The organism is Micromonospora echinospora (assembly GCF_900091495.1).
In the GTDB taxonomy this organism is placed as follows: Bacteria; Actinomycetota; Actinomycetes; order Mycobacteriales; family Micromonosporaceae; genus Micromonospora; species Micromonospora echinospora.
Map to the genome: position 1 here is coordinate 6,445,662 of NZ_LT607413.1, position 22,420 is coordinate 6,468,081.

21 protein-coding genes are annotated in these 22,420 nt (G+C 70.4%); 11 read left to right on the top strand and 10 right to left on the bottom strand.

Features of this window, described 5'->3' with window-relative positions:
• The first annotated feature begins 304 nt into the window (after positions 1–304).
• The 6 genes from GA0070618_RS27640 to GA0070618_RS27665 all read left to right on the top strand — a co-directional run bounded on the left by GA0070618_RS27640 (position 305) and on the right by GA0070618_RS27665 (position 5,617).
• Complete coding sequence (locus GA0070618_RS27640) at positions 305–1,111, top strand: AfsR/SARP family transcriptional regulator (RefSeq protein WP_088984234.1); 807 nt, start codon at positions 305–307, stop codon at positions 1,109–1,111.
• Positions 1,112–1,196: 85 nt separating this feature from the next.
• Entirely contained in the window at positions 1,197–1,541 is a 345-nt protein-coding gene (locus GA0070618_RS27645; protein ID WP_088984235.1) for a TcmI family type II polyketide cyclase, read from the top strand.
• 29 nt (positions 1,542–1,570) lie between these two features.
• Positions 1,571–2,920 carry an FAD-dependent oxidoreductase gene (locus GA0070618_RS27650; protein ID WP_088984236.1) on the top strand — a complete coding sequence of 450 codons (1,350 nt, stop codon included), beginning with the start codon at positions 1,571–1,573 and terminating at the stop codon, positions 2,918–2,920.
• 293 nt (positions 2,921–3,213) lie between these two features.
• A complete protein-coding gene (locus GA0070618_RS34985) occupies positions 3,214–4,431 on the top strand; it encodes a hypothetical protein (protein WP_231931484.1) in 1,218 nt (405 codons plus the stop codon).
• Between the two features lie 198 nt (positions 4,432–4,629).
• On the top strand, positions 4,630–4,839 hold the full coding sequence (locus tag GA0070618_RS27660; protein WP_088984237.1) for a hypothetical protein: 210 nt from the start codon (positions 4,630–4,632) through the stop codon (positions 4,837–4,839).
• Positions 4,840–5,008: 169 nt separating this feature from the next.
• Positions 5,009–5,617 carry a hypothetical protein gene (locus tag GA0070618_RS27665; RefSeq protein WP_088984238.1) on the top strand — a complete coding sequence of 203 codons (609 nt, stop codon included), beginning with the start codon at positions 5,009–5,011 and terminating at the stop codon, positions 5,615–5,617.
• 164 nt (positions 5,618–5,781) lie between these two features.
• Here GA0070618_RS27665 and GA0070618_RS27670 read toward each other — a convergent pair whose 3' ends face one another.
• Both GA0070618_RS27670 and GA0070618_RS27675 read right to left on the bottom strand, forming a co-directional pair.
• Positions 5,782–6,477 (bottom strand): Rid family hydrolase, encoded by a 696-nt coding sequence (locus GA0070618_RS27670; RefSeq protein ID WP_197701661.1) that lies wholly within the window; start codon positions 6,475–6,477, stop codon positions 5,782–5,784.
• On the bottom strand, positions 6,474–8,087 hold the full coding sequence (locus GA0070618_RS27675; protein WP_231931485.1) for a flavin monoamine oxidase family protein: 1,614 nt from the start codon (positions 8,085–8,087) through the stop codon (positions 6,474–6,476). Before GA0070618_RS27675 ends, GA0070618_RS27670 begins: the two co-directional genes overlap by 4 nt.
• Before the next feature lie 351 nt (positions 8,088–8,438).
• Here GA0070618_RS27675 and GA0070618_RS27680 point away from each other — a divergent pair, with 351 nt between their 5' ends.
• Both GA0070618_RS27680 and GA0070618_RS27685 read left to right on the top strand, forming a co-directional pair.
• The gene (locus GA0070618_RS27680; RefSeq protein WP_143740271.1) at positions 8,439–9,368 is read left to right on the top strand and encodes a hypothetical protein; all 930 of its coding nucleotides are present in this window, start codon (positions 8,439–8,441) and stop codon (positions 9,366–9,368) included.
• Positions 9,369–9,374: 6 nt separating this feature from the next.
• Complete coding sequence (locus GA0070618_RS27685) at positions 9,375–10,439, top strand: WD40 repeat domain-containing protein (protein WP_088984241.1); 1,065 nt, start codon at positions 9,375–9,377, stop codon at positions 10,437–10,439.
• Positions 10,440–10,478: 39 nt separating this feature from the next.
• Here the strand turns inward: GA0070618_RS27685 and GA0070618_RS27690 are convergent, their stop codons facing one another.
• From GA0070618_RS27690 to GA0070618_RS27700, 3 genes are read right to left on the bottom strand one after another with little or no spacing between them, the layout of a single operon-like run.
• The gene (locus GA0070618_RS27690; RefSeq protein WP_088984242.1) at positions 10,479–12,896 is read right to left on the bottom strand and encodes an outer membrane protein assembly factor BamB family protein; all 2,418 of its coding nucleotides are present in this window, start codon (positions 12,894–12,896) and stop codon (positions 10,479–10,481) included.
• The gene (locus GA0070618_RS27695) at positions 12,893–13,198 is read right to left on the bottom strand and encodes a hypothetical protein (RefSeq protein WP_088984243.1); all 306 of its coding nucleotides are present in this window, start codon (positions 13,196–13,198) and stop codon (positions 12,893–12,895) included. The genes GA0070618_RS27690 and GA0070618_RS27695 overlap by 4 nt, the downstream gene beginning before the upstream one ends.
• A gap of 46 nt (positions 13,199–13,244) precedes the next feature.
• Positions 13,245–13,511 carry a sulfurtransferase TusA family protein gene (locus tag GA0070618_RS27700; RefSeq protein WP_088984244.1) on the bottom strand — a complete coding sequence of 89 codons (267 nt, stop codon included), beginning with the start codon at positions 13,509–13,511 and terminating at the stop codon, positions 13,245–13,247.
• Positions 13,512–13,587: 76 nt separating this feature from the next.
• On the opposite strand from GA0070618_RS27700, the gene GA0070618_RS27705 reads away from it, so the two are divergent.
• Positions 13,588–13,914 (top strand): hypothetical protein, encoded by a 327-nt coding sequence (locus GA0070618_RS27705; protein WP_088984245.1) that lies wholly within the window; start codon positions 13,588–13,590, stop codon positions 13,912–13,914.
• A gap of 121 nt (positions 13,915–14,035) precedes the next feature.
• Here GA0070618_RS27705 and GA0070618_RS27710 read toward each other — a convergent pair whose 3' ends face one another.
• Entirely contained in the window at positions 14,036–15,559 is a 1,524-nt protein-coding gene (locus GA0070618_RS27710; RefSeq protein WP_231931486.1) for a S8 family peptidase, read from the bottom strand.
• 585 nt (positions 15,560–16,144) lie between these two features.
• On the opposite strand from GA0070618_RS27710, the gene GA0070618_RS27715 reads away from it, so the two are divergent.
• Both GA0070618_RS27715 and GA0070618_RS27720 read left to right on the top strand, forming a co-directional pair.
• On the top strand, positions 16,145–17,026 hold the full coding sequence (locus GA0070618_RS27715; protein WP_088984247.1) for a helix-turn-helix domain-containing protein: 882 nt from the start codon (positions 16,145–16,147) through the stop codon (positions 17,024–17,026).
• Positions 17,019–17,216 (top strand): DUF397 domain-containing protein, encoded by a 198-nt coding sequence (locus GA0070618_RS27720; protein WP_088984248.1) that lies wholly within the window; start codon positions 17,019–17,021, stop codon positions 17,214–17,216. The genes GA0070618_RS27715 and GA0070618_RS27720 overlap by 8 nt, the downstream gene beginning before the upstream one ends.
• A gap of 316 nt (positions 17,217–17,532) precedes the next feature.
• Here the strand turns inward: GA0070618_RS27720 and GA0070618_RS27725 are convergent, their stop codons facing one another.
• The 4 genes from GA0070618_RS27725 to GA0070618_RS27740 all read right to left on the bottom strand — a co-directional run bounded on the left by GA0070618_RS27725 (position 17,533) and on the right by GA0070618_RS27740 (position 22,355).
• On the bottom strand, positions 17,533–18,003 hold the full coding sequence (locus tag GA0070618_RS27725; RefSeq protein WP_170107829.1) for a DUF1707 SHOCT-like domain-containing protein: 471 nt from the start codon (positions 18,001–18,003) through the stop codon (positions 17,533–17,535).
• 45 nt (positions 18,004–18,048) lie between these two features.
• Positions 18,049–18,204, bottom strand: coding sequence for a hypothetical protein (locus GA0070618_RS34395; RefSeq protein ID WP_197701662.1), 156 nt, complete (start codon positions 18,202–18,204; stop codon positions 18,049–18,051).
• A gap of 363 nt (positions 18,205–18,567) precedes the next feature.
• On the bottom strand, positions 18,568–19,338 hold the full coding sequence (locus GA0070618_RS27735; RefSeq protein ID WP_088984250.1) for a DUF5995 family protein: 771 nt from the start codon (positions 19,336–19,338) through the stop codon (positions 18,568–18,570).
• 122 nt (positions 19,339–19,460) lie between these two features.
• Positions 19,461–22,355, bottom strand: a complete 2,895-nt coding sequence (locus GA0070618_RS27740; RefSeq protein ID WP_088984251.1) for a helix-turn-helix transcriptional regulator — start codon at positions 22,353–22,355, stop codon at positions 19,461–19,463.
• Positions 22,356–22,420: the final 65 nt, after the last annotated feature.

Sequence of the window (22,420 nt, forward strand, 5' to 3'; positions counted from 1 at the left end):
CCACTGGCACCCCTCCTTTGTGACGCTGGGTTGACGATGGACGAGCAGGATGCTTCCCGTACCTGCCGGCGAACCAGGAGTGGGTATCACATAATCCCAGGTCAGAGACGCTTTCGGGAACGCGCCCAGGGGGTCGGAATGACGACCAGGAGGTTGACCGAGCGTAACCGCTATTGATAATCTTCGTCGCTACCAGCCCGGCGGCGGCTCTCGCCCCGGCGTACGCGACCGGACACCGTCGTCGCGGGCGGCCGGCGGGCACCGTGAACGACGGGACGAGAGTTCCGCTGCAGGGGGTACGGCCGTGGGCTCTGACACCAGCACGCCGACGACCGCTCCCCGGGTACGTCTGCTGCTGCTCGGCGGCTTCCGTCTGCTGCACGACGACCAGCCGGTGGTCGTCCCCCGTGGACTGCAACGGATCATCGCGCTGATCGGGCTGCGTCCCGGCGCCACCCGTAGCCACCTCGCCGGTCTGCTCTGGCCCGACGCGCCCGAGGACCGCGCCCTGTCCTCGCTGCGCACCGCCCTGTGGCGGCTGCGCCAGGACCCCTGCTGTCCGATGCTGACCAGCGGCGACACCGTACGGCTCGCCCCGGCCGTCCACCTCGACGTGGACGAACTGGTCCGCACCGCCGCCCGGGTCGGCGACGACGGCGACCCGCGCGCCGCCGCCGCGGCCCTCGCCGCCGGCCGCCACGACCTGCTTCCCGGCTGGTACGACGACTGGGTGCTGCTGGAACGCGAACGCCTGCGCCAACTCCGCCTGCACATGCTGGAACACCTCGCCCGCACCCACCTGGCGGCCGGCCGGCACGGCGAGGCCCTCCAGGCGGCCCTGGAGGCGATGGCCGCCGAACCCCTGCGCGAGACCCCACACCGGCTGGTGGTGCAGATCCACCTCGCCGAGGGCAACGCCTTCGAGGCGCTGCACGCCTTCTACGTCTACCGCGACCTGATCCTGCGGGAACTGGACCTGGAACCCTCGGCGGCCATGTGCGCCCTGCTCGACGACACCCTCGCCCCGATCCGCCGCCGCCCGGCGCCACCCGGCGCCCGACGCCCCACCCGCCCCGCGCCCGGACCGTCACCGCCGTCGACATCCGGGTGACGGCACGGTGACAGCCCGGCCGGCAGGGTGGGCCCACCAGGCCTCCCCGCAGACTCGCGGGACGCCGGTCGCGAAAGGGGAACCGATGAGTCGGCTACTGATCGTCAGCAGGATCGTCCCGGGGGCGGAGGAGCAGGTGGCGGAGATCTTCGCCGAGTCCGACGCCGGTGGACTGCCCGCCCTGACCGGCGTCCGGCACCGCTCCCTGTACTGCCTGCACGACGTCCTCATCCACCTGATGGAGACCGACGTGGACCCCGGCTCGGTCGGCGCAGCCCGCACCAACCCGCTCTACCTGCGGGTCAACGAACGGCTCGCCGAACACACCTCCCCGTACCTGCCGACCTGGCGCTCCCCCCGGGACGCGATCGCCGGGTGCTTCTACCGCTGGGACGCCGCCCCCGCACCGTCCGTCGGCGCCCTCGACTGACCCGCTGATCCGTGCCGCAAGGAGCTGCCATGTCCTCCAGCCGCCCACACGTCCTGGTGATCGGCGCCGGCACCGGCGGGATGTGCCTGGCCCACGGCCTGCGCCGGGCCGGGATCAGCGTCGCCGTCTACGAACGTCACCGCACCCGCACCGACGGCCTGCTCGGCTACCGGGTCGGCATCGGTCCGACCGGCAGCCGGGCCCTGCGCGAGTGCCTGCCGCCGGACCTGTTCGACACCTTCGTCGCCACCTGCGCCCGCTCCCCGCGCTACTTCAACGTCATCACCCAGCGGCTGCGCCAGACCGCCTCCTTCGAGCTGCGGCCGGACACCGACCCGGTCAACACCGACCGCTCGGTCTCCCGGATGACGCTGCGGCAGGTCCTGCTCACCGGCATGGAGGACGTCGTCCACTTCGACAAGACCTTCACCCGGTACGAGCAGCACGACGACGGCACGGTCACCGCGTACTTCGCCGACGGCAGCTCCGCCGTGGGTGACCTCCTGGTCGCCGCCGACGGCACCCACTCCGCCGTCCGCCGGCAGTACCTGCCGCACGCGGTCACCCGGGACGCCGGCAGCATCAACATCGCGGTGAAGATCCCCCTCACCGAACACACCCGCAGCCTGCTGCCACCGCGCGTCCTGGAGGGCATCTCCCTCATCTTCGGCACCCGCGGGATAATGGGCATCCTGCACGTGATGGAGTTCAAGTGGGACAGCGGCGGCGGACTCAAGTCCGGCATCGGCGGCGCCGACGCCCACCTGCTGGACCGCTGGCCGGGCCTGCTCTACGACAACACCCGCGACTACATCAACATCATCATCTGGAGCACCGCCCGTCGGTTCCCGCCGGACGTGATGCGCCGACGCGGCGACGACCTCGTCCACCTCGCCCTGCAACTGACCCGAGGCTGGCACCCGAACCTGCGCGAACTGCTCGCCCGCAGCGACCCGGGCAGCTGCCTGCCGATCAAGGTGGCCACGTCGGAACCGGTCCCGCCGTGGAAGCCCAGCACCGTCACCCTGCTCGGCGACGCCATCCACACCATGACCCCGGGACGCGGGGTCGGGGCGAACACCGCGCTGCGCGACGCCACCCTGCTCTGCCGACAGCTCACCGCGGCGGCGGCCGGTGACAAGCCACTGCTGGAGGCGGTCGGCGACTACGAGGCGCAGATGCTGCCGTACGGCTTCGCCCGGGTGGCCGACTCGCTGAAGAACAACGGCACCAACGGCGACGACCCGCTCTACCGCCCGGTCGTCGGCCGACTCGCGCTGCTGGGCGCCCGCGGCTACTTCGGAGTGACCAGCCGGGTACCGAAACTGCGCCGCAAGTTCGTCGACGACCTCTACGCCTACCGGGGCGCGGAGGACTGAGTCCCCTCCCCACGGCGGTGCCGGCACCTGTCTCTCCTGCCGACGAGCAGGGTGCCGGCACCGCCGTCACGGTGCGCCATCGTGTGCCACGCACCGTTCCGGCGCTCCCCCGTCGACCTCCCACCCGAACCGCCCGACCCGACCGGCGGCACGGGATCCTCCCGGCCAGGCTGAGGCCGGTAACACGCGTATGCGAAGCTGCGGCGGACTTTTCTCGCACTTTCGCCGTACGCATTGGGAGGTACGCCGTGGCGTGGACGTTCGGACACTCATTGTTACTCATCCTGGCGGTGGTGGGCGGCGCCGCCGCCGGTTGGGCGCTGCGCGGCCGACAGACCACCGGCCGCCCGCCGTCCGGGGTGGACCCGGTCTCCATTCGACCGGGCCGCCCGGCGGCCACCACCACCTCGACGCCAGCCCCGGGCTCCTCGGCCGACCGGTCCACGGCCGGCGCCGCTGCCGCCACGGCGGACACCACCGCCGCGCCGGTGGACTCCGCCGCACGGCCGGAGACGGTCGACGCACCCGCGACGCCCGACCGGTCCGACCACACGCCGGACCTCCCCCTCAGCACGGACCCCGACCCGGCCCGTCCCACCCCGGCCCCGGTGGCGTACAGCGAGCCGGTGGACGCCCAACTGGAGCCGGTGGACGCCCAGGCCGAGCCGATGGCGCCCCGGACCGAGCCGACCGCCTCGTCGAGCGGGCCGGCGGGCGCGCGGGTCGAGCCGGTGGAGGCGCAGCTCGAACCTGTCGACGCGCAGACCGACCCGGTGACCCCGCAGCCCGGAGCGGTCGACGGGGAGCCCGAGCCGGTGACCGCCCGGACCGAGCCGGCCCCGGGGACCCGGCCCCTTCCCGCGCCGGTAGCGGAGGCCACGCACGCCGAGGCAGCCACGGGCAAGCCGGATGCGGCCGACCCGGTCGAGGTCGAGCCGACGGCGGACGAGCCCGCCACGACCGAACCGGCCGAGGTCGAGCCGGTCAAGACCGAGCCGACCGCGACCGAGCCGGTCAAGACCGAACCGACCACGACCGAGCCGGCCAAGACCGAGCCGATGGCGGCCGAGGTGGCCGAACCAGTGGCGGCCGGACCGGTGGCAGGCGAACCGGTGGCGGCCGACCGGGTCGAGCCCACGGCGGGACCGGCCGCCCCGGCGGACGACCAGATCCAGCCGGTCCAGCCGACGGCCGGCAGCGTACCGGCCGAGGCGGACACCACGGCCGGGCAGCACGACACGGCGGTCACGCCGCGCGACGCGGAGGACGGTCCGGACGACGACTTCCGTCGGATCCAGGGCATCGGGCCGAAGATCGCCGCCGCCCTCCAGGCCGCCGGCATCCGCACCTACCGGCAGTTGGCCGAGCGCGACGAGGCGGGGCTGCGCGAGGTGATCCGGGGCGCGGGCCTGCGTGCCGCCCCGGGCCTGGCGAGCTGGCCGCAGCAGGCCCGCATCCTCGCCGACGCTCCCGCCGAGGCCGACAAGGCATTCCCCGCCCCCACCGCCTGACCCACCGCCGCCCCGCTCCGCCACCGGCCACCGCCGTCGTGTCGGATCGCCGTCGCGCGTCGTCCCCGGCGACGGCCGGTGTCGGCGCGGGGCGGCTGGCGCGGGAACCGCACTGGTCCGCGCCGCACGCGGTTTGGCTGTTCACCGCGTCTGGGTACAACCCGCCTCACTCGACCCACCATTACGAGGGAGGCAGCCATGCGGCGTGGCCCGTCGATATTCGGAGTTCTCGTGGTGATCTGGCTCGTCATCGGCGCGATCGCCGCAGGACAGCGCGGCTACTTCGAGGGCGAGGAGACCAACTGCGCCGAGGCCGGCACGATCCTGGTCACCGTCGTGGCCGGGCCGCTCAACTACGTGGGCGCCAACCCGAAGGTCGACTGCGAACTGCCCCAGCCGTCCCAGTAGGCCCCACTCCCCCGTCCCGGCCCGCGCCCACCGTCCCTGGTGGACGCGGGCCGTCTCCGTGTTCGTCATCGGCCAGCGTCAGATCGGGAGCCCGAGACCTGCCTGCCGGGCTCTGCCTTCCCTGACCTGCCGGCGATCACGTTTGCCGTTGCGCCATACTCTCATCGACATGCGACGATCGGAACCCGCGCTGGCCGATGGTCAGCCGACGGCGGCAGAAGACGACGGACACGAAGGTCCACTCGCCGAGTTCTCAGCGCTGCGGCTGGAGATCCAGGAGCGGGTCAAGGCTCAGCAGCAGATGCTCTCCTTGCAGCTCACCGTCTCCGCGGCGATCTTTGGCTTCGCCATCTCGCGGCCTGGCATGACAGCTCTTCTGCTGATCATGCCGTTCACGTCGTACCTGCTGTGCGGGCGCCTGGTGGCCCAGCACTTCGGCACGCTACGGGTTGCCGAGTACATCACGGCCGAGCTCAGCGGCCGCGTCCCGGGTGGCCTTGGCTGGGAAGAGTGGCTTCGTCGACGGCAACCCTCCAACCCGCATCTTCTGGGTTCCACGCTGCCGCTGCTGCTCACCTTCGTCGCGACGAGCGTCTTCGCCCTGGGCTGGACCGTCGGGTATGTCTTCCTCCGTGGCGACGTCGACATCGCGCCCAGGATCGGCCTCGCGGCGGTCTGGACCCTCGGCATGGCCGCCACCGTCCTCTCCACCATGCTCGTACTTCAGATGGCCGGGCGGGTGCCCGTACGGAGTTGGGACGAGACCGGCTTGTCCTGACCCGCACAGCGACATCATCGACCACCATCATCAGCACAACCAGATCGGACCGACAACGTGGAGGACCGGCTCACCCGCCGTCGGAGCACCGCCGACCCGTCACCAGGGGACGCGGAAGGCCCCTGGGCGGCGACGGGTCGGCGGCGCCTACGTGACGGGTGGAATCACTCGCCCTTCGCCGGGTAGACGGCGTCCACCTCGACCTCGACCAGCCAGCCGTTGACCGGCAGGTTCTCGATCTCGAGCGCGAACCGCGACGGCCGGGCGGGGTTGACCACCATCGGCGTGGCCGGCGCAGCCGACCCGAGCGGTACGAGCACCGGCTTACCGGTCGACAGGCTGGTGTTGGCGAAGAACTGGCGGTAGGCCCGGTTCCAGCCGTTGAAGTCCATCCGCTCCTGGCCGGCGGGGTTCTGGAGGAACACCCGCATGCTGATGACGTCCTCGTAGGACAGGCCCGCCCGGGACAGGTTCTCCCCGATGCGGCGCAGCACGTTGATGCCCTGCGCCTCGGTGATGGTCACGCCGGGCGGCAGCACACCGCCGGGGAACACCTCGGTGTCGATGTAGCGCGCCTCCGACCCGGCCGGCGCGGCCGTGTTGAGGGCTGCCGGGCCGAGGCCGCTGGTCTTGTAGAGCGCCGCGCCCTTACCGATGGCCACCCCGTCGGCGATCATCGGGTTGTCCTGCCCGGCGGGAAGCACGCTGACCGTGGTGCCGGGCCGCGGTGGGAACAACCCGCCGGCGACGGCGACGGCCGGGACGGCGAGGATGACAACGGCGGCGGGGACGAGGATGCCGAGTCGGTGCATGGTGAATGCCTTCCTGGTGGGGCTGTCGGAGGTGACGGGCGTGCTCATGCGGCCGTGACGCGGGCGTGGAGGGACTCGACGGCGACGCGGGCGGAGACCATCGCGCCGTGCTGCCAGGCGATGGCGTGGCTGAGGTGGTCGCCGGCGAAGTACACGTTGCCGGTCGGCTCCAGGAGGCTGCGGTACCCGGTGCCGGTCTGCCCGCCGACCGCGCCGGGCCAGCCGACCCACGCCCCTTCGGAGAACGGCGTGGAGGCCCAGTCCTGGGAGAAGGACGCGGTGATGCCCTTGCCGTACACGTCGCCGAAGATCTTCTTTCCCTGGGTGACCGCCTCGGCCAGCCGCTGCGGCGGGGTGAGGTTGCCGTAGAAGTTCGCGTTCGCGCCGGTGTTGTAGTAGCCGATCATGGTGCCCCGGTCGCCGTGGTAGCCGTACGACGGGTGCCACATGTTGGCGAGGTTGGTGTTGGCGTTCGTGATGCCGCCGTAGATGCGGAAGTCCTCCTCCCACCACCGGCGGTCGTACTCGATGCCGATCTTGCCGGCGTTGGTGACGCTCACCGACCCGAGCGCGGAGACGATCGCCGCGGGCAGGTTGGACTTGATCTTCGCAGCGATGTGCGGGGGCATAGTGTTGATCGCGAAGTCGCCGACGATCTTCTTCGTGCCGCCCGGGGTCGTGTAGACGACCTCGACGCCGTCGACCGTGTTGTGGTACTCGACGATCTGGGCGTTGTAGCGCAGTCGACCGCCACCGACCGCCTTGGCGAGGGCGTAGGCGATCCGGTCCATCCCGCCGACCGGCTGGTACATCATCATCGCCTGGTCGAAGCCCATCTCGAACGAGAAGTAGTTGCCCAGCGTCGAGGCGAGGAGGTCGGACATCGCGTACTGCGGGATGGGGGTACCCGCCTCCAGGCCGGCGCCCGGCTGCGGGTCGTAGCCGCGACGCCCGCCGCCGTTGTACTTGAAGCTGGCCGCGGGGTCACCGACGACCCGGTTCCCGATGGCCCCGAAGCTGCGCAGGTAGGAGAGCAGCCGCTCCTTGTCCTCAGCGGTAAGGTACTGGTCGAGCGATCCCTGGTCGGTCGCCTTGGCGAGCAGCTCGGCGGTGTAACCGTAGGCGTCCGCCTTGGCGGCCCGCTGGCGGACCGGGACACCGTTGAGCGCACCCGGCACGTTCTCCCGGTAGAGGAAGGCGTCGGCGTTCTGGTTGGTGAAGACCTCGATCGGGACGCCGAGTTCCTTGCAATAGTCGAGGGTCACGTGCATCTGGGGGATGCGCCCGGGGCCCGCGTTCATGTACTGGCCCTTGGAGAAGGTCGCCTTCTGGGTCCGGCCCTTCAGGTCGGTGTAGGTGTCCCCGCCCCGCACGGTCCAGTTCCGGCCACCGGGCCGGCCGCGGCCTTCCAGGACGGTGACGTCGTAGCCGCCCTTGAGCAGCTCGTAGGCGGCGGTGAGGCCGGCGATGCCGCCGCCCATCACGATGACCGTCTTCCGGCCGTGCCGGCCGAGGTCGCTCATCTTCAACGGTGTGAACGGTGGTGTCTCCGCGGCATGGGCGCTGGTCAGGCCGAGCGCGCCCATGCTGTGCAGCATGACGCCGGCGCCCCCGGCGATGCCGACGCGGCGAAGGAAGTCCCTGCGGGTCTGGCTCAAGTCAAGCCTCCGGGTGTGGGGGTGGATGATCACCCCGGACGCTAGGAAGCCTTCGTTAAGCCCGTGGATCGCGGATGCGTCGGCCGCGTCACGTACCCGCTGGTAGATCGCCATTTCGATTACGGGAGTGGTACCCCGTCGGTGCTACCGGCCGCGCGGGTCGGCGGCCGGTGACGGGTCAGCCGGTCGACTGACGGGTCAGCCGGTCGACCTCGGTCCGCAGCATCGCCGCCACCGCGCACAGGACCGATTGCAGCGCGCCCCGAGGTCTCCGGCACTCCCTTGGTCGACCCGGAATTGGACAACGCTGGGTAGGATCAATTGCCGCGTTCGGTCCCGCTTCCTGAGGATGTGACGCAATTGCCCGCCGAAGATCCCGCCCCTCGACAACAGCCGGAGAGACAGGACGGAGAGCAGACCCCGCGCGAGAAGTGGCTGTCGCGCGCACTCGTAGCTGGCGTGATCTCGATTGTCGTCGCCGTGGTCGGCGGAGTGGGAACCAGTGCCGGCGTCAAGTGGCTCGGTCTGGGTGGAGAGGACAAGCCCACGCCCACATCGTCGGCCACCGCCGGCAGTGGCCCGACCGCTCCCGTCGGCGATCCGATCAAAGTCAACAAGGTCACCCCCGTCCCTCGGGAGAACGACAACACCTGGGTGTTTCCCGGCCCGGTGAGCGCACAGACCCTCAGCGACATCAACGCTGATTTCGCGGCGTACGAGAAGAGCACCCAGGAAATCATGCGTTCGTACGGGGGAGTCGAGTCCGGAGTCTCCACGGTGGAGTTGGAACTCGAGGGCAATCGCGGGAAGGAGGTCCGCATCACCGACATCGCCATCCGCCCTCGCTGCCGTGAGCCACTGACGGCCGCACTCTTCGACAACGCGCCACAAGGAACCGCGGAGACCGTTCAGATCGGTTACGATCTCGACCGTGACCCCGTCTTCGCGCAGGAGTCCACGGTGGTCGACGACGACCCGCTTCCGCAGCTGACCGGCAACTACTTCGCCAGCCGCAAATACACCCTGAAGCGCGACGAGCAGGTCACCTTCCGCCTTTCCGCCGTGACCAGGGAAAAGTACTGCGAATACACCTTCAGAGTGGAGTTCATCGCCGACGGCAACGTCGGCTCGATGGACGTCGACAATCAGGGCAGGCCGTTTCAGGTGACCGCCCTGGTGACGCGGAACGGCCTGCTCGACTGCTCTGCCTACCAGCAGATGCACCAAACCTCGGGACGTGGCTGGGCCAGGGTGGCACCGTCCTCCCCCTGCCCGGAGTGACCAGACATGACGCTCACCCCGCTGACCAGAATCATCTGCCTGGCGGCAGTCCTGCTCGCGACGGGCACCGCCTGTTCCGCTGACGAAACCCCGGGCGAATCCCCGAGAACGGCGACCGTCCAGCCGCCGAAGGACTTTCGGGTCACCATCCTGTCCGAGCCCGCCGGCACGGCGCACAGTGTGGCGATGAGCAGTGACGGCAAGCGCGCCGTCACGAGTTCCGTGCAGGAGGACGCGGACCCTCCCCACGGGTCGGTGTCACTCTGGGACCTGACCGATCCGCTCCAGCCTCGGGCCTCCGAACTCATACCCGATCGCGGCGGCACGGCAGTCAAGGTGGCCATGAGTGGAGACGGCAGGTACGCTGCGACCTTTCACCTGAGCGGGAAGCTGACGCTGTGGGATCTCGCTCACCCGGCCCGGCCGATGCCCCGAGAACTGGCCGCCGAGGGGGTCACCTCCCTGGCCCTCGACCACGACGGCCACCACGCCATCTCCGGCGGCAGCGACGGCGTACATCTCTGGGACCTCACGAACCCGAGCCAGGTGAGGAAGAAGCAGCTCCTGGGTTCCGGCGCATACTCCGTCGACTATTACGAGGTGGCCATGAGCGCCGACGCGAAACGCGCTCTGGTGAGCCACCAGTCCGGCAACGGCGACGGGGGTGTGCTGGTCTACGACCTGTCGAACCCGGCCAGCCCGGCGGCATATTCGTTGATCCGGAACGCCGGCTACCACTCGGCCAACACCGTCGCCCTCAGCGGCGACGGGAACATCGCCCTCGTGGGCTACCACCACTGGACCACCTACAACAACTTCCTCACCCGCTGGGACCTGCGCACCTGGGACAAGACCGAACTGAGGCCGATGACCGGGTGGAAGATCGTTCCGGACACCCCCGGTAGCGTCCTGCGATGGGAGGTCGCGCTCGATCAGGAGGGCAAACGTGCACTCATCGCTCAGCGCCACGATCCCGCAGCCCCAGGCGCGACGGACCCTCCGCGCTCCGATGTGCAACTGTGGGCGCTCGACACCCTGGCCGACTTCCCCCGATTCTCGCCCACCAACTGAGACGAGCTGGCACGCACCCGTTGGGCGCGGAGGTGGTGGTCAGGCTTCGAAGGCCCAGATGCCGTCCTCGTTGGGGACGAGAACGAGCGGGCCCGCGACGGCTGGATTCGGCGCGCTGTACTCGGCGGTGATCGGATGCTCCCAGACGACCCCGCCCGTCGCGGCGTCGAGGGCGTAGAGCTTCGTCGGATGGCCCTTCGCGTGGGGGGCGACCGTGACGAACAGCTTCCCGGACTTCAGGAGCAGGGTCGAGGCGTACCGGACGTCCAGGGATTCGGTACGCCAGCGCCGGGCGCCCGTCGCGACGTCGAAGGCGTAGACCGCGTCGCCGGCGAAGAAGACGGTCTGGTCGGCGAACACCACCGAGAGGGCGGAGAAGAGTTCGGCCCGGCTGGCCCGTGCCCGCCACTTCACGGTTCCCGTCCTGACATCGACGACGTAGAGGTAGCCGGCCGGGCCGCGACCGTCCGCGGTGAACAGGTACAGGAGACCACCGCCGAGGTGCAGCGGATCGACGTCGACGAGGAGCGGAAGGCTCCAGCGCTGCCGTCCGGTGTTCGCGTCCCAGGCGAGCAGGGTGGTGTGGCGGCTCTCGACCGCCGAGTACCCGAAGGTGACGTCGCCGTCCGACCGCAGCGCCCCGATGTACTTGCCCGCGCCCTCGATCTGCCACCTCTGGCGTCCCGTCGTCACGTCGGTGGCGACAGCCAAGGGAGGGACGTCGTCATCCTCATCCCCGAAACTGCTGGAGTACAGCACGCCGTCCGACAGGAAGTCGACATTCTGGTCCGGTGGCAGCGGAGCCGTCCGGGTCAGCTCCCCCTTCACGTCCAGCGAGAGCAGGCGCTGATTCTCGCCGCTGACCACCAGGCGGACGGTCCCGCCGCTGACCCCGATGAAGTCGACAGTGTCGTCGACGACCTGGTAGGACCAGCGCCGCCGACCGCTGACCGCGTCGAGCGCATGGACGTAGGTGGTCGTGCCGTCGTCGACCTTCGCGTACACCGCCCCGCCGTCCACGATGACCGAGTCGGCGTTGTCCCCGGTGGGGAAGGTCCACCGCTGGGCACCGGTGGCCGGGTCCAACGCGACGATCGCGGCGCTGGACAGCACGTCGGACACCTTGGAGGTGCCCGTGACATAGGCCAACCCGTCCCTGACGAAGAGGGTCACGAGCTGCTCCAGCCCCAGCGAGGCTTTCCACCGCCGCTTCGGGGTCGGCCGTTTCGGGCGGCCGGCGAGGCCCGGTGCACCGGCGAGTTTCCACGTCAGGGCGCCGGCACCCAGAGCGCCGGCGCCAATGATGGCGTTGCGGCGGGTCAGGCCGCGCCGGAGCCCTTCCGGCTGGCGGACGGCGGGTGACGCGGTGGACGTCGCCGAGGCGGCCGGCGCGGCGGATTCCCCCGTACGCGGCACGTCCTCCGGCGGCGGCGGTGCCTCACCCCGGCGCAGGGACGGCTCACCGGTCTTGACCACCGGTGCGGTGTGCTCGGGTCGCCTCTCCCCCGGCTCCGGCGACAGGTCGCGGCCACGCGGGGCGGCCGGTTCCCCGCCGTCGCGACGCGCGGGATGCTGGGCCAGGAGCCGACGGTAGTCCCCGGCCGTGATGCCGCTTCCGGCCAGGTGGGCACCGGCCTGGGCCACCGCCGACGGCAGGCAGCCCAACTCGGCGCAGATCTCGGCGGCGTCGGCCGGATCGACGACGCCGCCGCCCCGGGTGACGATCCCGGTGAGCAGTTCGACCGCCTGGTGTGGTTCGAGGACGTCCAGGCGGAGCGGGCTAACGACGTCCGGCCAGCCGTTGGCGTGGCGGCTGGTCAGCACGATCCGACCCCGGGGCAGCCGGGCCAGCAGGTCGGTGAGGTGGCCGGGATCGGTGACGTCGTCGAGGATCAGCAGCCACCCGTCGTGGCAGGCCAGCCACCGTACCGCCCACTCCCGCAGCGCCCGCGACGGCAGGACCACGCCGAGGCCCGCCTGGAGCGCGACGGCCAGCGCGACCAGGCCGGCGTCGAGGGCGGCGGGGCTGTCGGCGGTGATCCACCAGACCGGACGGTGGTCCTCGCGGCGGTCCGCCGCCCACCGGGCCACCAGGGTGCTCTTGCCGACCCCGGCGGGCCCGTGGACCGCCTGCACGACCACCGCAGCAGGATCCTCGGCGGCCCGGTCCAGCCAGTCGAGCGCGTCCGCACGGCCCACGAAGAACCGCAGTCGCGCCGGCAGGTTCACCAGCCCGGCCGGGGCCGGCACCGCCTCCGGCGCGACCAGCGCCTCCGCCGACACCACGGTGACATGCTGGGTGTTGGTCGTGTGGTCACCGGTGGACGCGATACCGGAGATGCTGCCGGCCGTGGCCGCCCGCGACCCGCCCGACGCGGCCGGATCGTCCACCGGCTCCGGCGTCGCCGGTTCGGCGCGCGCGGGCGTCCACCGTCCGCGTCGGGACCACCAGCTCACCGGTGCTGGATGTTCGTCGTGTCGTCGCCGGTCGACACGATCCCGGTGGCGTCACCCCGCACGACGACCGACCTCGACCCGGCCGGTGACCGCACCTCAGCCGACGCCGACGCCGGCGGTGTGGGCGTCGACCCTCCCGACGGGGCCAGCAGGACCGCGGTGACCGCGACCACCAGGCTGGCGACCCCGGCCAGCCAACCGGCCACCTCCACCCCCTGCAATCCGAACAGCACCGCCGCCACCACCAGCCCGGCGGCGACCGCCCCACCCATCCCGACGATCACCCAGCGTCGCGCGCGCATAGCGACATCATCGACCACCATCGCCAGCACAACCAGATCGGACCGATCACGTGCCGGTCGCAGCCAGCCCGGAAAACGGTTCGTGGTACGGGGTCCACGGCCACACCGGGTCGGTGGGCACGCTGCCTGCCGTGGTCCGCATCGCGTAGGTCGGGCGTTCGGCGCCGTCGACCGGGCCGAGGTAGGGGTGACCGGTGAGGTGGCACCAGGCGGGCAGGTCCAGCAGCGCGGCAGGGTCGGTGGCGACGAGGTGGATGACAGTGCCGGGCGGCACGGCAACGGTGAGGCGGCGCAGCTCGATGAGCAGCTGCACGCATCGACCGGCACCTTGACGATGCCTGGCACGTTGGCGCCGACAGCAGGCCCACGGATCCGACGGGAACGAGCCCATGTTCTTCCGCTTCTCGCACCGCAACTGGGTCAAGACCACCGGCAAGCTGCTCGACTCACGGGTCCACAGCGTCCGGAACTCGGACGTGAGGTGGGCCTACATCGTCCAGTTTCCGGGGCCGAAGGGACAGCACACCAAGCTCGAAGTCCTGGAGGACTCCCGCACCCTCGGGGTCGCGGTCAGCGCCACCGTACCGCGGCTCGTCAGCCCTGACGGCAAGAAGGCGGTCTTCGACAGGAGCGACCCGCAGATCAACGCGGCGGAGGTGGTCAAGAGGCACGAGAAGGCCGACGAGGAACGCTTCCGCCGGCAACTCGGCGACTGAGCCTCGGCACCGAGGGCGAGAAGGGTCGGACGCCATCGCCTGCGACTTGCCGCCGTCGCACGGGACGGGGCCGCGGTGCGCGAGCACCGCAGCCCCGTCGGACGGATCGGACCGATCAGGGTCAGAGAAGCAGGTAACCCGTCAGACCCTCGACGATCTGGCCCTCACAGTTGGCGTCGGTCGAGTCGAAGTGGTCGGCGTTGCTCCTCACCAGGCACCGGTAGAACGCCTGGTGCGGCTGGGCCGGCGGCGAGTCGTACACGTGACCGATGAGACCGGCGTAGCCCTGGCCCTCGCAGTTCGCGTCACCGGAGGTCATGTAGTCCCAGCCACGGACGACGCACTGGTAGATCGGCTTCGTGCCCGCGACGGCTGTGTTGTGCACCTTCCCGAGGGGACCCTCGCGCGTGTAGCCGCCGACCGAGAGGCTGGTGCTGCTGACGTGGTCGGGGCCGTTCACGTGCCGGTAGAGGGTGGCCGTGCCGGGGGTGACGGTGCCGGAGGGGACGTGGAGCAGCCGGTTCGGCGAGCCGGTACCTGGGTTGGTGATCTTGTTCGGGGTGGCGTTGGCGTAGAGGGTGTCGGCGACCTGGGCCGGGGTCAGGCCCGGGTTGGCACCGAGCACCAGGGCGGCAGCGCCGGCCACGTGCGGGGCGGCCATCGAGGTGCCGCTGATGGTGTTGGTGGCGGTGTCGCCGGTGTGCCAGGCCGAGGTGATGCCCTCGCCCGGGGCGAAGATGTCGGTGCAGGTGCCCCAGTTGGAGAACGACGCGCGCGCGTCGGTGGAGGTGCTGGCGTTGACCGTGATCGCCTCGGGCACCCGGGCCGGGGTGAAGTTGCAGGCGTCGCTGTTGTTGTTGCCCGAGGCGAGCGCGTAGACGACACCGTCGGCGATCGAGTTCCGGACCGCGTTCTCCAGCGTGGCGTTGCTACCGACGCCGCCGAGACTCATGTTCGCCACCGCCGGCACCCCGGTGGTGTGGTGGGCGGTCACCCAGTCGACCCCGGCGGTCACCCCCGCCCAGCTGCCCGAACCCGTGCAGCCGAGGACCTTGACCGCGATCAGCGACACTTCCTTGGCCACACCGTACGCCGTACCGCCGATGGTGCCCGCCACGTGCGTACCGTGGCCGTTGCAGTCGGAGTTGTTGCCGTCGCCGGTGGTGTTGGTGCCCCAGGATGCCCGGCCACCGAAGTCCGTGTGCGTGGTCCGGATACCGGTGTCGATCACGTACGCTCGCACGTTGCCCGCCGTGTTCGGGTACGTGTAGCTGCTGTTCAGCGGCAGGTTCGGCTGGTCGATCCGGTCGAGCCCCCACGACGGCGGGTTTGGCTGGGTCGCGGTGGTCCGCACCTCGGCGTTCTGCTCGACGTACGCCACCTCCGGCTGGGCCGCGAGCCGGCGGGCATCGGCCGGGCTCATCGTGCCGGCGAACCCGCGCACGGCATGCGAGTAGGTGTACTCCACCCGCACGTCGAACTCCGCAGCCAACTGACGTGCCATGGCCTGCGTGTCAGTCGCCTTGCTCTCCTTGAGCACCACGATGTAGCTGTTCGGGATGGCCTTCGGGTTACCGGTGCCGAGAATCCGACCCTCGGCCGCCGCCACCGGGGACGCGGTCGCCGAGAGGAACAGGGCGGCCATACCGGCTGTCGCGACCGAACCGACCAAACGCCGTCGCCGGGCTACGCCGACATCCTTCATGGTGATCCCTTCCGTGCTGACGCTGGGTGTGGGAGACCGTGGAGAACGCAGATCATGATCTGCCGCGCCAGGATATCGACGTCCTTAACTGCCAGTCAATTGATGAACTTAGTTGGAATCTTGTTCATCTCGGTAGTCACTCGATCGAGCGCCCCACCCACGCCGGGGCGACCACCGACCGCACTCCCGCCCTGGTCACACCCCGGACACATGCGCCCCGAGGGCGCGATCGCCCTCTCGCCGGCAGGCTGTTGCCCCACTGCCGACTCGCCACCAGGCTCACCGCCACCCGCCCGGCGGCACATCCGCGCGGCGAGCGGAACAAACAGCGACCGCATTCGATATATGCAAATCGCACGCATGGGAAATGCACCTTAATGGCAATTACCGAACGCTTCCGGTAGGGTCCGATCCGTAACCGCTATTGCGTGGACGGCGACCGCACAAATCTTTCCCGAGACGACAGGTCACGTTTCACCGATGGCGGCGCAATGTAACAAAAAGCAACACGGAAAGGGGTGGCGGATGGCCGACGACATTGGATCGACCGTCCCTAGACGACAGCTCGGACGAGCCCTCAAGGAGCTACGCGCCCAAGCCCAGATGACCCTCGACGGCGCAGCCGAAGCGCTGCACTGTAGTCGGCAGAAGATGTGGCGTATCGAGTCCGGCCTCGGCCCAGTCCGCCCCCTCGACGTCCGCTTCATGTGCGAGCTCTACGGGGCCACCCGCGATCTCTCCGACGCCCTCACCAACCTCGCCGCCGAGACCAAGGCCAAGGGCTGGTGGCACTCCTACGGCAACGCCGTCCCCGACTGGTTCGAGCTGTACGTCGGCCTCGAACAGACCGCCTCTCACCTACGCGGCTACGACGAGTCCTTGGTCAACGGGCTGTTCCAAACCCCTGACTACACCCGAGGCGTGTACGTCAACCGGCCCAACATGCCCGTCGACGAACTGGAAGACGTACTCGAAGTACGCCGCCGTCGACAGTCTCTTCTACACCGCGTGAGGCCCAAGGCCCCCCGGTACGATTCGATCCTGTTGGAGTCAGTCCTGCTCCGTTGTATCGGCGGACCAGCGGTGTTGATCGAGCAGCTACGTCATCTCCTCACCGTGACCGAGCTGCCCAACGTATCGGTTCGTGTCCTGCCCTTGGCGATGGGTGCCCAGTACGGCGCGCTGACCGGCACCTTCATGATGCTCGACTTTCCGCCCGGCAACCGCCGCACGACGGACCCGTCCGTCGTGTACAGCGAGTCCCTCACCGGGGCCCTATACCTCGACCGGCCAGAAGAGCTCGCCGCCTACGAAACCGCCTGGTCAAGTCTGGAATCCCTCGCCTTGGATGAGGGACAATCAAGGCGGTTAATCATTAAGGTCATCGAGGAGGTCCACCATGGCTGACCGTCTGGTCAGTGCCCGTTGGCGCAAGAGCAGCTACAGCGGTGACAACAACGGAGCCTGCGTCGAGGTCGCCACGAACTTGTTTGGCCTCGTCGGCGTAAGGGACAGCAAGGACCCGGCCGGACCTGCCCTGGCCTTCTCTCCCGCCGTTTGGTCCACCTTCGTTCGAGCGACCAAGACCCCACACTGAACCGCACGACAGGGCGGGAGCGCGTCCGACAAGCTCAACCGGACACGCTCCCGCCCTTCCAGCAGGCCAGGAGCTGATCTCGCCTCCGGGTTGGCCCCGGTTGGCCGAACAGCGTCCCGCCGAGCTTCGCCCTCCATGTACCGCCGACGACCACCACCGATACGAGATAATTCTCAAGGAATTCTATCGATCGCGCCGCCAATCACCCCAAGCGCCAATGCCGCATCACTTGACAATCAACCAAAGAGCATCTTCCGAAACTCGGCCTCTTCCACAGGAAGCATCAGCAATCCGAGCCAATCAGCGGCCCGCCAGTTTAGGAAGACGGCGAAGCAGCGGGGACAAAGACAAGTACGGCAATATAGACCAGCGAAAGCGCAAGCCCAACGAGACCAAAGACAATCGCCAGAACGCTTCTGGAGTGATGCTCGTTCTTGCGTAGTGAAAAACGGCCGAGAATGACCGCCGCAATGCCAAGGACCCCTCCCAGTCCAAGACAAAGAGACATGGGAAGCGACGCCGCACCCAGGACGACAGCGGTGGAGGCCAGCACATCCCTGCCTGGATGTTCATGACGAAGCGCTGGAGCCGCATGCGGCATCCAGTGAAACTGCCGGGGCAGATCCTTGAGCTGGTTAACAAGATCTCCCACCGTAACAGCCGAATGCGCTGCGACGGTGCGTTGATCGAACTCGCCGAGAGTCAGGTAGCCGCCGGCAAGCGCCTGTGACAGGAGATCGAGGACGGCCGTCCGCTGATCGCTTCCAACCCTCTCGTGAAGATTCACAATGCACCCATACCTTAAACACCTATCCCCACTGGATCTCATACATCAGAAGCGCCACCATATTGGACGTTCCCCGCCACACAGTTTGAGGTTGTCCACCTCTGCGGCGAAGCGTTCCCGCACGTTCGGCGCCTCGACGAGGTGCGCCTTGATCACCTTGAGGGCAGCGCGATCCGCTGTCGGGGACACGGCGAAGAACACCTCGTCATCCCACCCGAGCGGAGCGGCTTGACCAACTCGAAGCCACCGGTGGCGCCCACCGTCATCCAGCCCCTCCAAGATGACAGCTGTTGGATTTTGGTCCGCGCTGCCAACCCCACGTCCGGCGGACGTACGACCGTACAACGTAGAGCGTGCACAGTGCCAGTGCGCACCTGTCGTTCCGATCCACGCGAATATCGGCGGTCGACGAGTGGGCCAAGGGAAGCCGTGGCTGCGGAGTCGATCAACACCTTGCGGCCCGCACCGAGGTGGATCCCAGCACGGGCCGCAGGTGTTGATCTCTTGGAGGCACACACCCCGTATAGCATCCTAGGAGGATGGGTTGGAGGCGTTGGCGGGTGGTTACTGGAGCAGCGCGCCCAGCGGCGAGAGCAGCAGCCGGCCGAGCCGGGAGGCAGTGCCGTCGAGCCGGTCGCGCTCCCGCTCCCGGGCGTGGGCGTCGTGCCGCACCCGCCAGATCCGCTGGGCGTTGCGCCAGGCGACGTCCCGGGTGTACTGCACCAGTTCGCCCTGGTACCAGTCGTCCAGGTCACCGTTGAGCGTGTCGATGATCAGCTGCCACCGGTCCAGGTAGCCCCGGCGCAGCGTCGGGATCGACTCGGCGAAGATCTCGTTGATCTGGAGGTAGTCCCGGTGCTGGTCACCGTCGTCGGCCGGCTCGGACTCGAGGTGGTCGAAGGTGGTCACCAGGGCGAACGGAAGGTCGAAGTTGATGTGCGCGTTCACCCCCGCCGCCGCGGCCGGCAGGGGTCGGACGTCCGGCCCCTGCATCCGCTCGAAGATGCACGCCCAGGCCTGGGGTGTGTACGGGCTCGCCTCGGTCCACAGCCGCAACGCGTCGAAGTAGCGGGCGGCGAACTCCACGTCCAGGCGGGACAGGAACGCCGGGTCGGCGAAGCGCCCGTCGTAGAGCCGCTCCAACACCTTCGCGGTGATCGTCAGGTAGAGCCCGTTGAAGTCCGCCAGGGGGCAGCTCTGGTGCAACGGGGGTAGCCGGACGAGGACGTCCTGGAGCTTGGTCAGGTGGTCGACCACCGCCGGCACGTCGGCGGGATGGTCGGTGAGCAGGTCGGCGATGTCCTGGTGGACGGGTCCCCAGACCGGTTCGGTCATCTCTTCCTCCCCTGTGGTCGCGGCGCCCCGTGTCGCCGCGGTGCACAGCGTGGCAGCCCGGGGTGGGGTGGGAATCAGTAGAACGACGTATTCCGGCGCCGCCCGGACGCGCCGACGGACCCTCAGCGCGGACGGTGCCGCAGGTGGATCGCGCTGGCCTGCACCCGGGTGCGGACCTGGAGCTTGTCGAAGATGTGCGAGACGTGCACGCCGATGGTCCGTTCGCTGATGAACAACCGCTGGCCGATCTCCCGGTTGGTCAACCCCTCGGCCACCAGCGCCAGGACCTCGCGCTCGCGCGGGGTGAGCGCGGACAGTTCGTCGTGGACTCCCCCGCCCGTCCCGGCGCGGTCGCCGTCCCGCTCGGCCGTCGGTTCCGGCACGGGCACCCGGGCACGGGTCGCCAACGCGGCGATCTCCTCGCTCAACGGCCGCGCCCCCAGTCCCTGCGCCACCTCGTACGCCTCCCGGAGCAGAGTGGCCGCGGTGGCGTCCCGGCCGCGCCGGGCCAGCAGCGCCTCGGCCTGCCGCAGCCGGGAGTAGGCCGCCGGGTAGGGGTGCCGGCGTCGGTCCCAGACCTCGGCCGCCCGCGCCCAGAGGACCGGGTCGCCGGGACCGTCGAGCCGACCGACCTCGGCGGTGCAGAGGGCGAGGAAGGCGTCGACCACGTCGCGGACCGGCCGGGCCGCCTGGACGCTGGTGCGCCGGACCCGGTTGGTGACCTGCCGCAGCCGGCGCACCGCCGTCAGGTCGACCCGACCGGTACGGCTGGCGTACGCCTCGGCCTCCGCGCGTAGCCCGTGCCAGGCGAGGGTGGCGAGCAGGACCAGGTCGTCGGAGCGGGTCTCGGTCAGGCCACGGGCGACGGCCTGCCGGGCCTCGTCGTGCCGGCCCTGCCACATGGCCAGTCCGGCCCGCAGGGTGAGCAGCGGCAGGACGTGCCGGGCCCCGCCCCCGGCGAGCAGGGTGGCCACCGCCTCCAGGTCCCGGTCGGCGGCCTCGACGTCGCCGTACGCGACCGAGAGCCGGCAGCGGGCGAGCAGCAGCTCCGCGGCGTCGGCGCCGGAGGGGCGGTGTCGCAGCGCGTCGGCGATGACCTTCTCCGCCTCGGCCCACTGCCCCACCCGGAACAGCCCGTTGGCGGCGACGGCCAGCAGCCGGGTCTCGAACGTCCGGCCCAGCCCCAGCTCGGTGACGCGTTCGGCGCCCCGGCGGGCCACCACGACGCCCTCCTCGATGACGTTGAGCGGACCGGTGAGCAGCTCCGCGAGGTGCAGGTAGGCGAGGGCGACGTCCTCGGGCCGGCCGGAACGCTCGGCGGTGGCCAGCGCCTCCCGCATCACCGGCAGGCCGGCGTCCGGGTCCTCCAGGTACGCCTCGCTGAAGCCGAGGGCGGCGCTGGCCAGCACCACCTCCGAGGTGGAGCCCTCGACCGACGCCGAGCGGGCCAGTGCCTCCCGGGCCCGGCGGCCAGCCTCGGCGTACCGGCCGAGGTGCAGCAGCAGCTCGGCCAGGTGCGCGGCGGCGGTCGCCCGTTGGCCGGGCGTGCAGTCCGGCGCGTCCAGGGCGCGCTGGTACTCCGCCTCGGCCAGCGCGGACCGTCCCGCGTGGGCGAGATATCGGGCCCGCCGGATGTGCAGGGCGCAGGTGGCCGTGCCGGCGAGAGCGGCCTGCTCCTCCAGCAGGGCCAGGGCCCGCGCGTGCTCGCCGCAGTGGTGGGCGGCCTCCGCCGCCTTCTCCAGCAGGGTCACCCGCTCCGGCGCGCCGAGGCCGGTGTCGGTGGCCGCGTCGAGGACCAACGACCAGTGCCGGTGCGCCTCGGCGTAGCCGTGCAGCCGTTCGGCCTCCTCCGCCGCGGCCATCGCCGCCCGCAACGCCCGCACCGGCTCGCCGGCCAGCCGCCAGTGGTGGGCCGACCGGGCGTGGTGCAGTTGCGCCGGCTCGGCGCCGAGCGCGTCGGCGTAGCGCCGGTGCAGGGCGGCCCGCTCGGCCGGGAGCAGTTCGTGGTCCAGCACCTCGGCGACCAGCCGGTGCCGGAGGTGGTACGCGTTGTCGACGCAGACCAGCAGCCGGTGCGCGATCGCCGCGTGCGCCGCCTCGATCAGTCGTTCCTCGGGGAGCCGGACGACCCGGGCGAGCAGGTCGTGTTCCACCGGTTCCACCCCGACGGCGACCGCCTGGACCACCTCGTGGGCGTGCGGGGGCAGGGCCTCCACCCGGTCGAGGAAGATCTCCCGGAGCGTGTCGGAGAGTCCGTCCCGCCCGTCGCGCAGGTCGCGGGCCAGCTCCTCCACCACGAACGGGTTGCCGCCGCTGCGTCGCCACACCTGCTCGGTCGCCTCGGGCGCGAGCGGCCGGCCGACGATCGCGGTGGCGAGCTGCCGGGTCGCGGCGCGGTCCAGCGGGGCCAGGTCGAGCACCCGCACCGACCGCAGCCGCCGCAGTTCGGTGAGGACCCGACGCAGCGGGTGGGCGCCCTGCAACGCCTCGGACCGGATCGCGGCGAGGACCGACAGCTGCATGTCGCCGAGCCCGGCCAGCAGGTAGAGCAGGAGCTGCCGGGTGCTGCGGTCGACCCACTGGAGGTCGTCCAGCACGAGCACCAGCGGGCGGCCCTGGGCGATCAGGTGCAGCCCACGGGAGACCCGCTCCAGCAGGGTGCCAGCTCCCTCCCGGCCGGGGGTCTCGTCGGCGAACATGTTGAGCAGGCTGCGGACGGCCGAGCAGGTGCGGGCGTGGGAGGCCTCGGCCTCGAACCGGCGCAGCGCCTGGAGCAGCGGGTGCAGCGGTGAGGCGTCGCCGATGTCGAGGCAGCTTCCGGTGAGCACGACCGCTCCCGCGTCACGCAGTCCCGCGGCCACCTCACCGAGCAGCCGGCTCTTGCCCACCCCGCTCTCCCCGTTGACGAAGACCGCTGCGGTCTGGTCCTGCGGGACCCGGTCGAGCAGGGCGGCGCGCACCATCGCCACCGTGTCGGCACGGCCGACCAGCGGGGCGGCGTGCACATCGCTGGCCATGGAAAGCAGCCTAATGGGATCGGCCAGGGCGTTCATAAGGGTAAATCGGCCCTGTGGTACTCCTC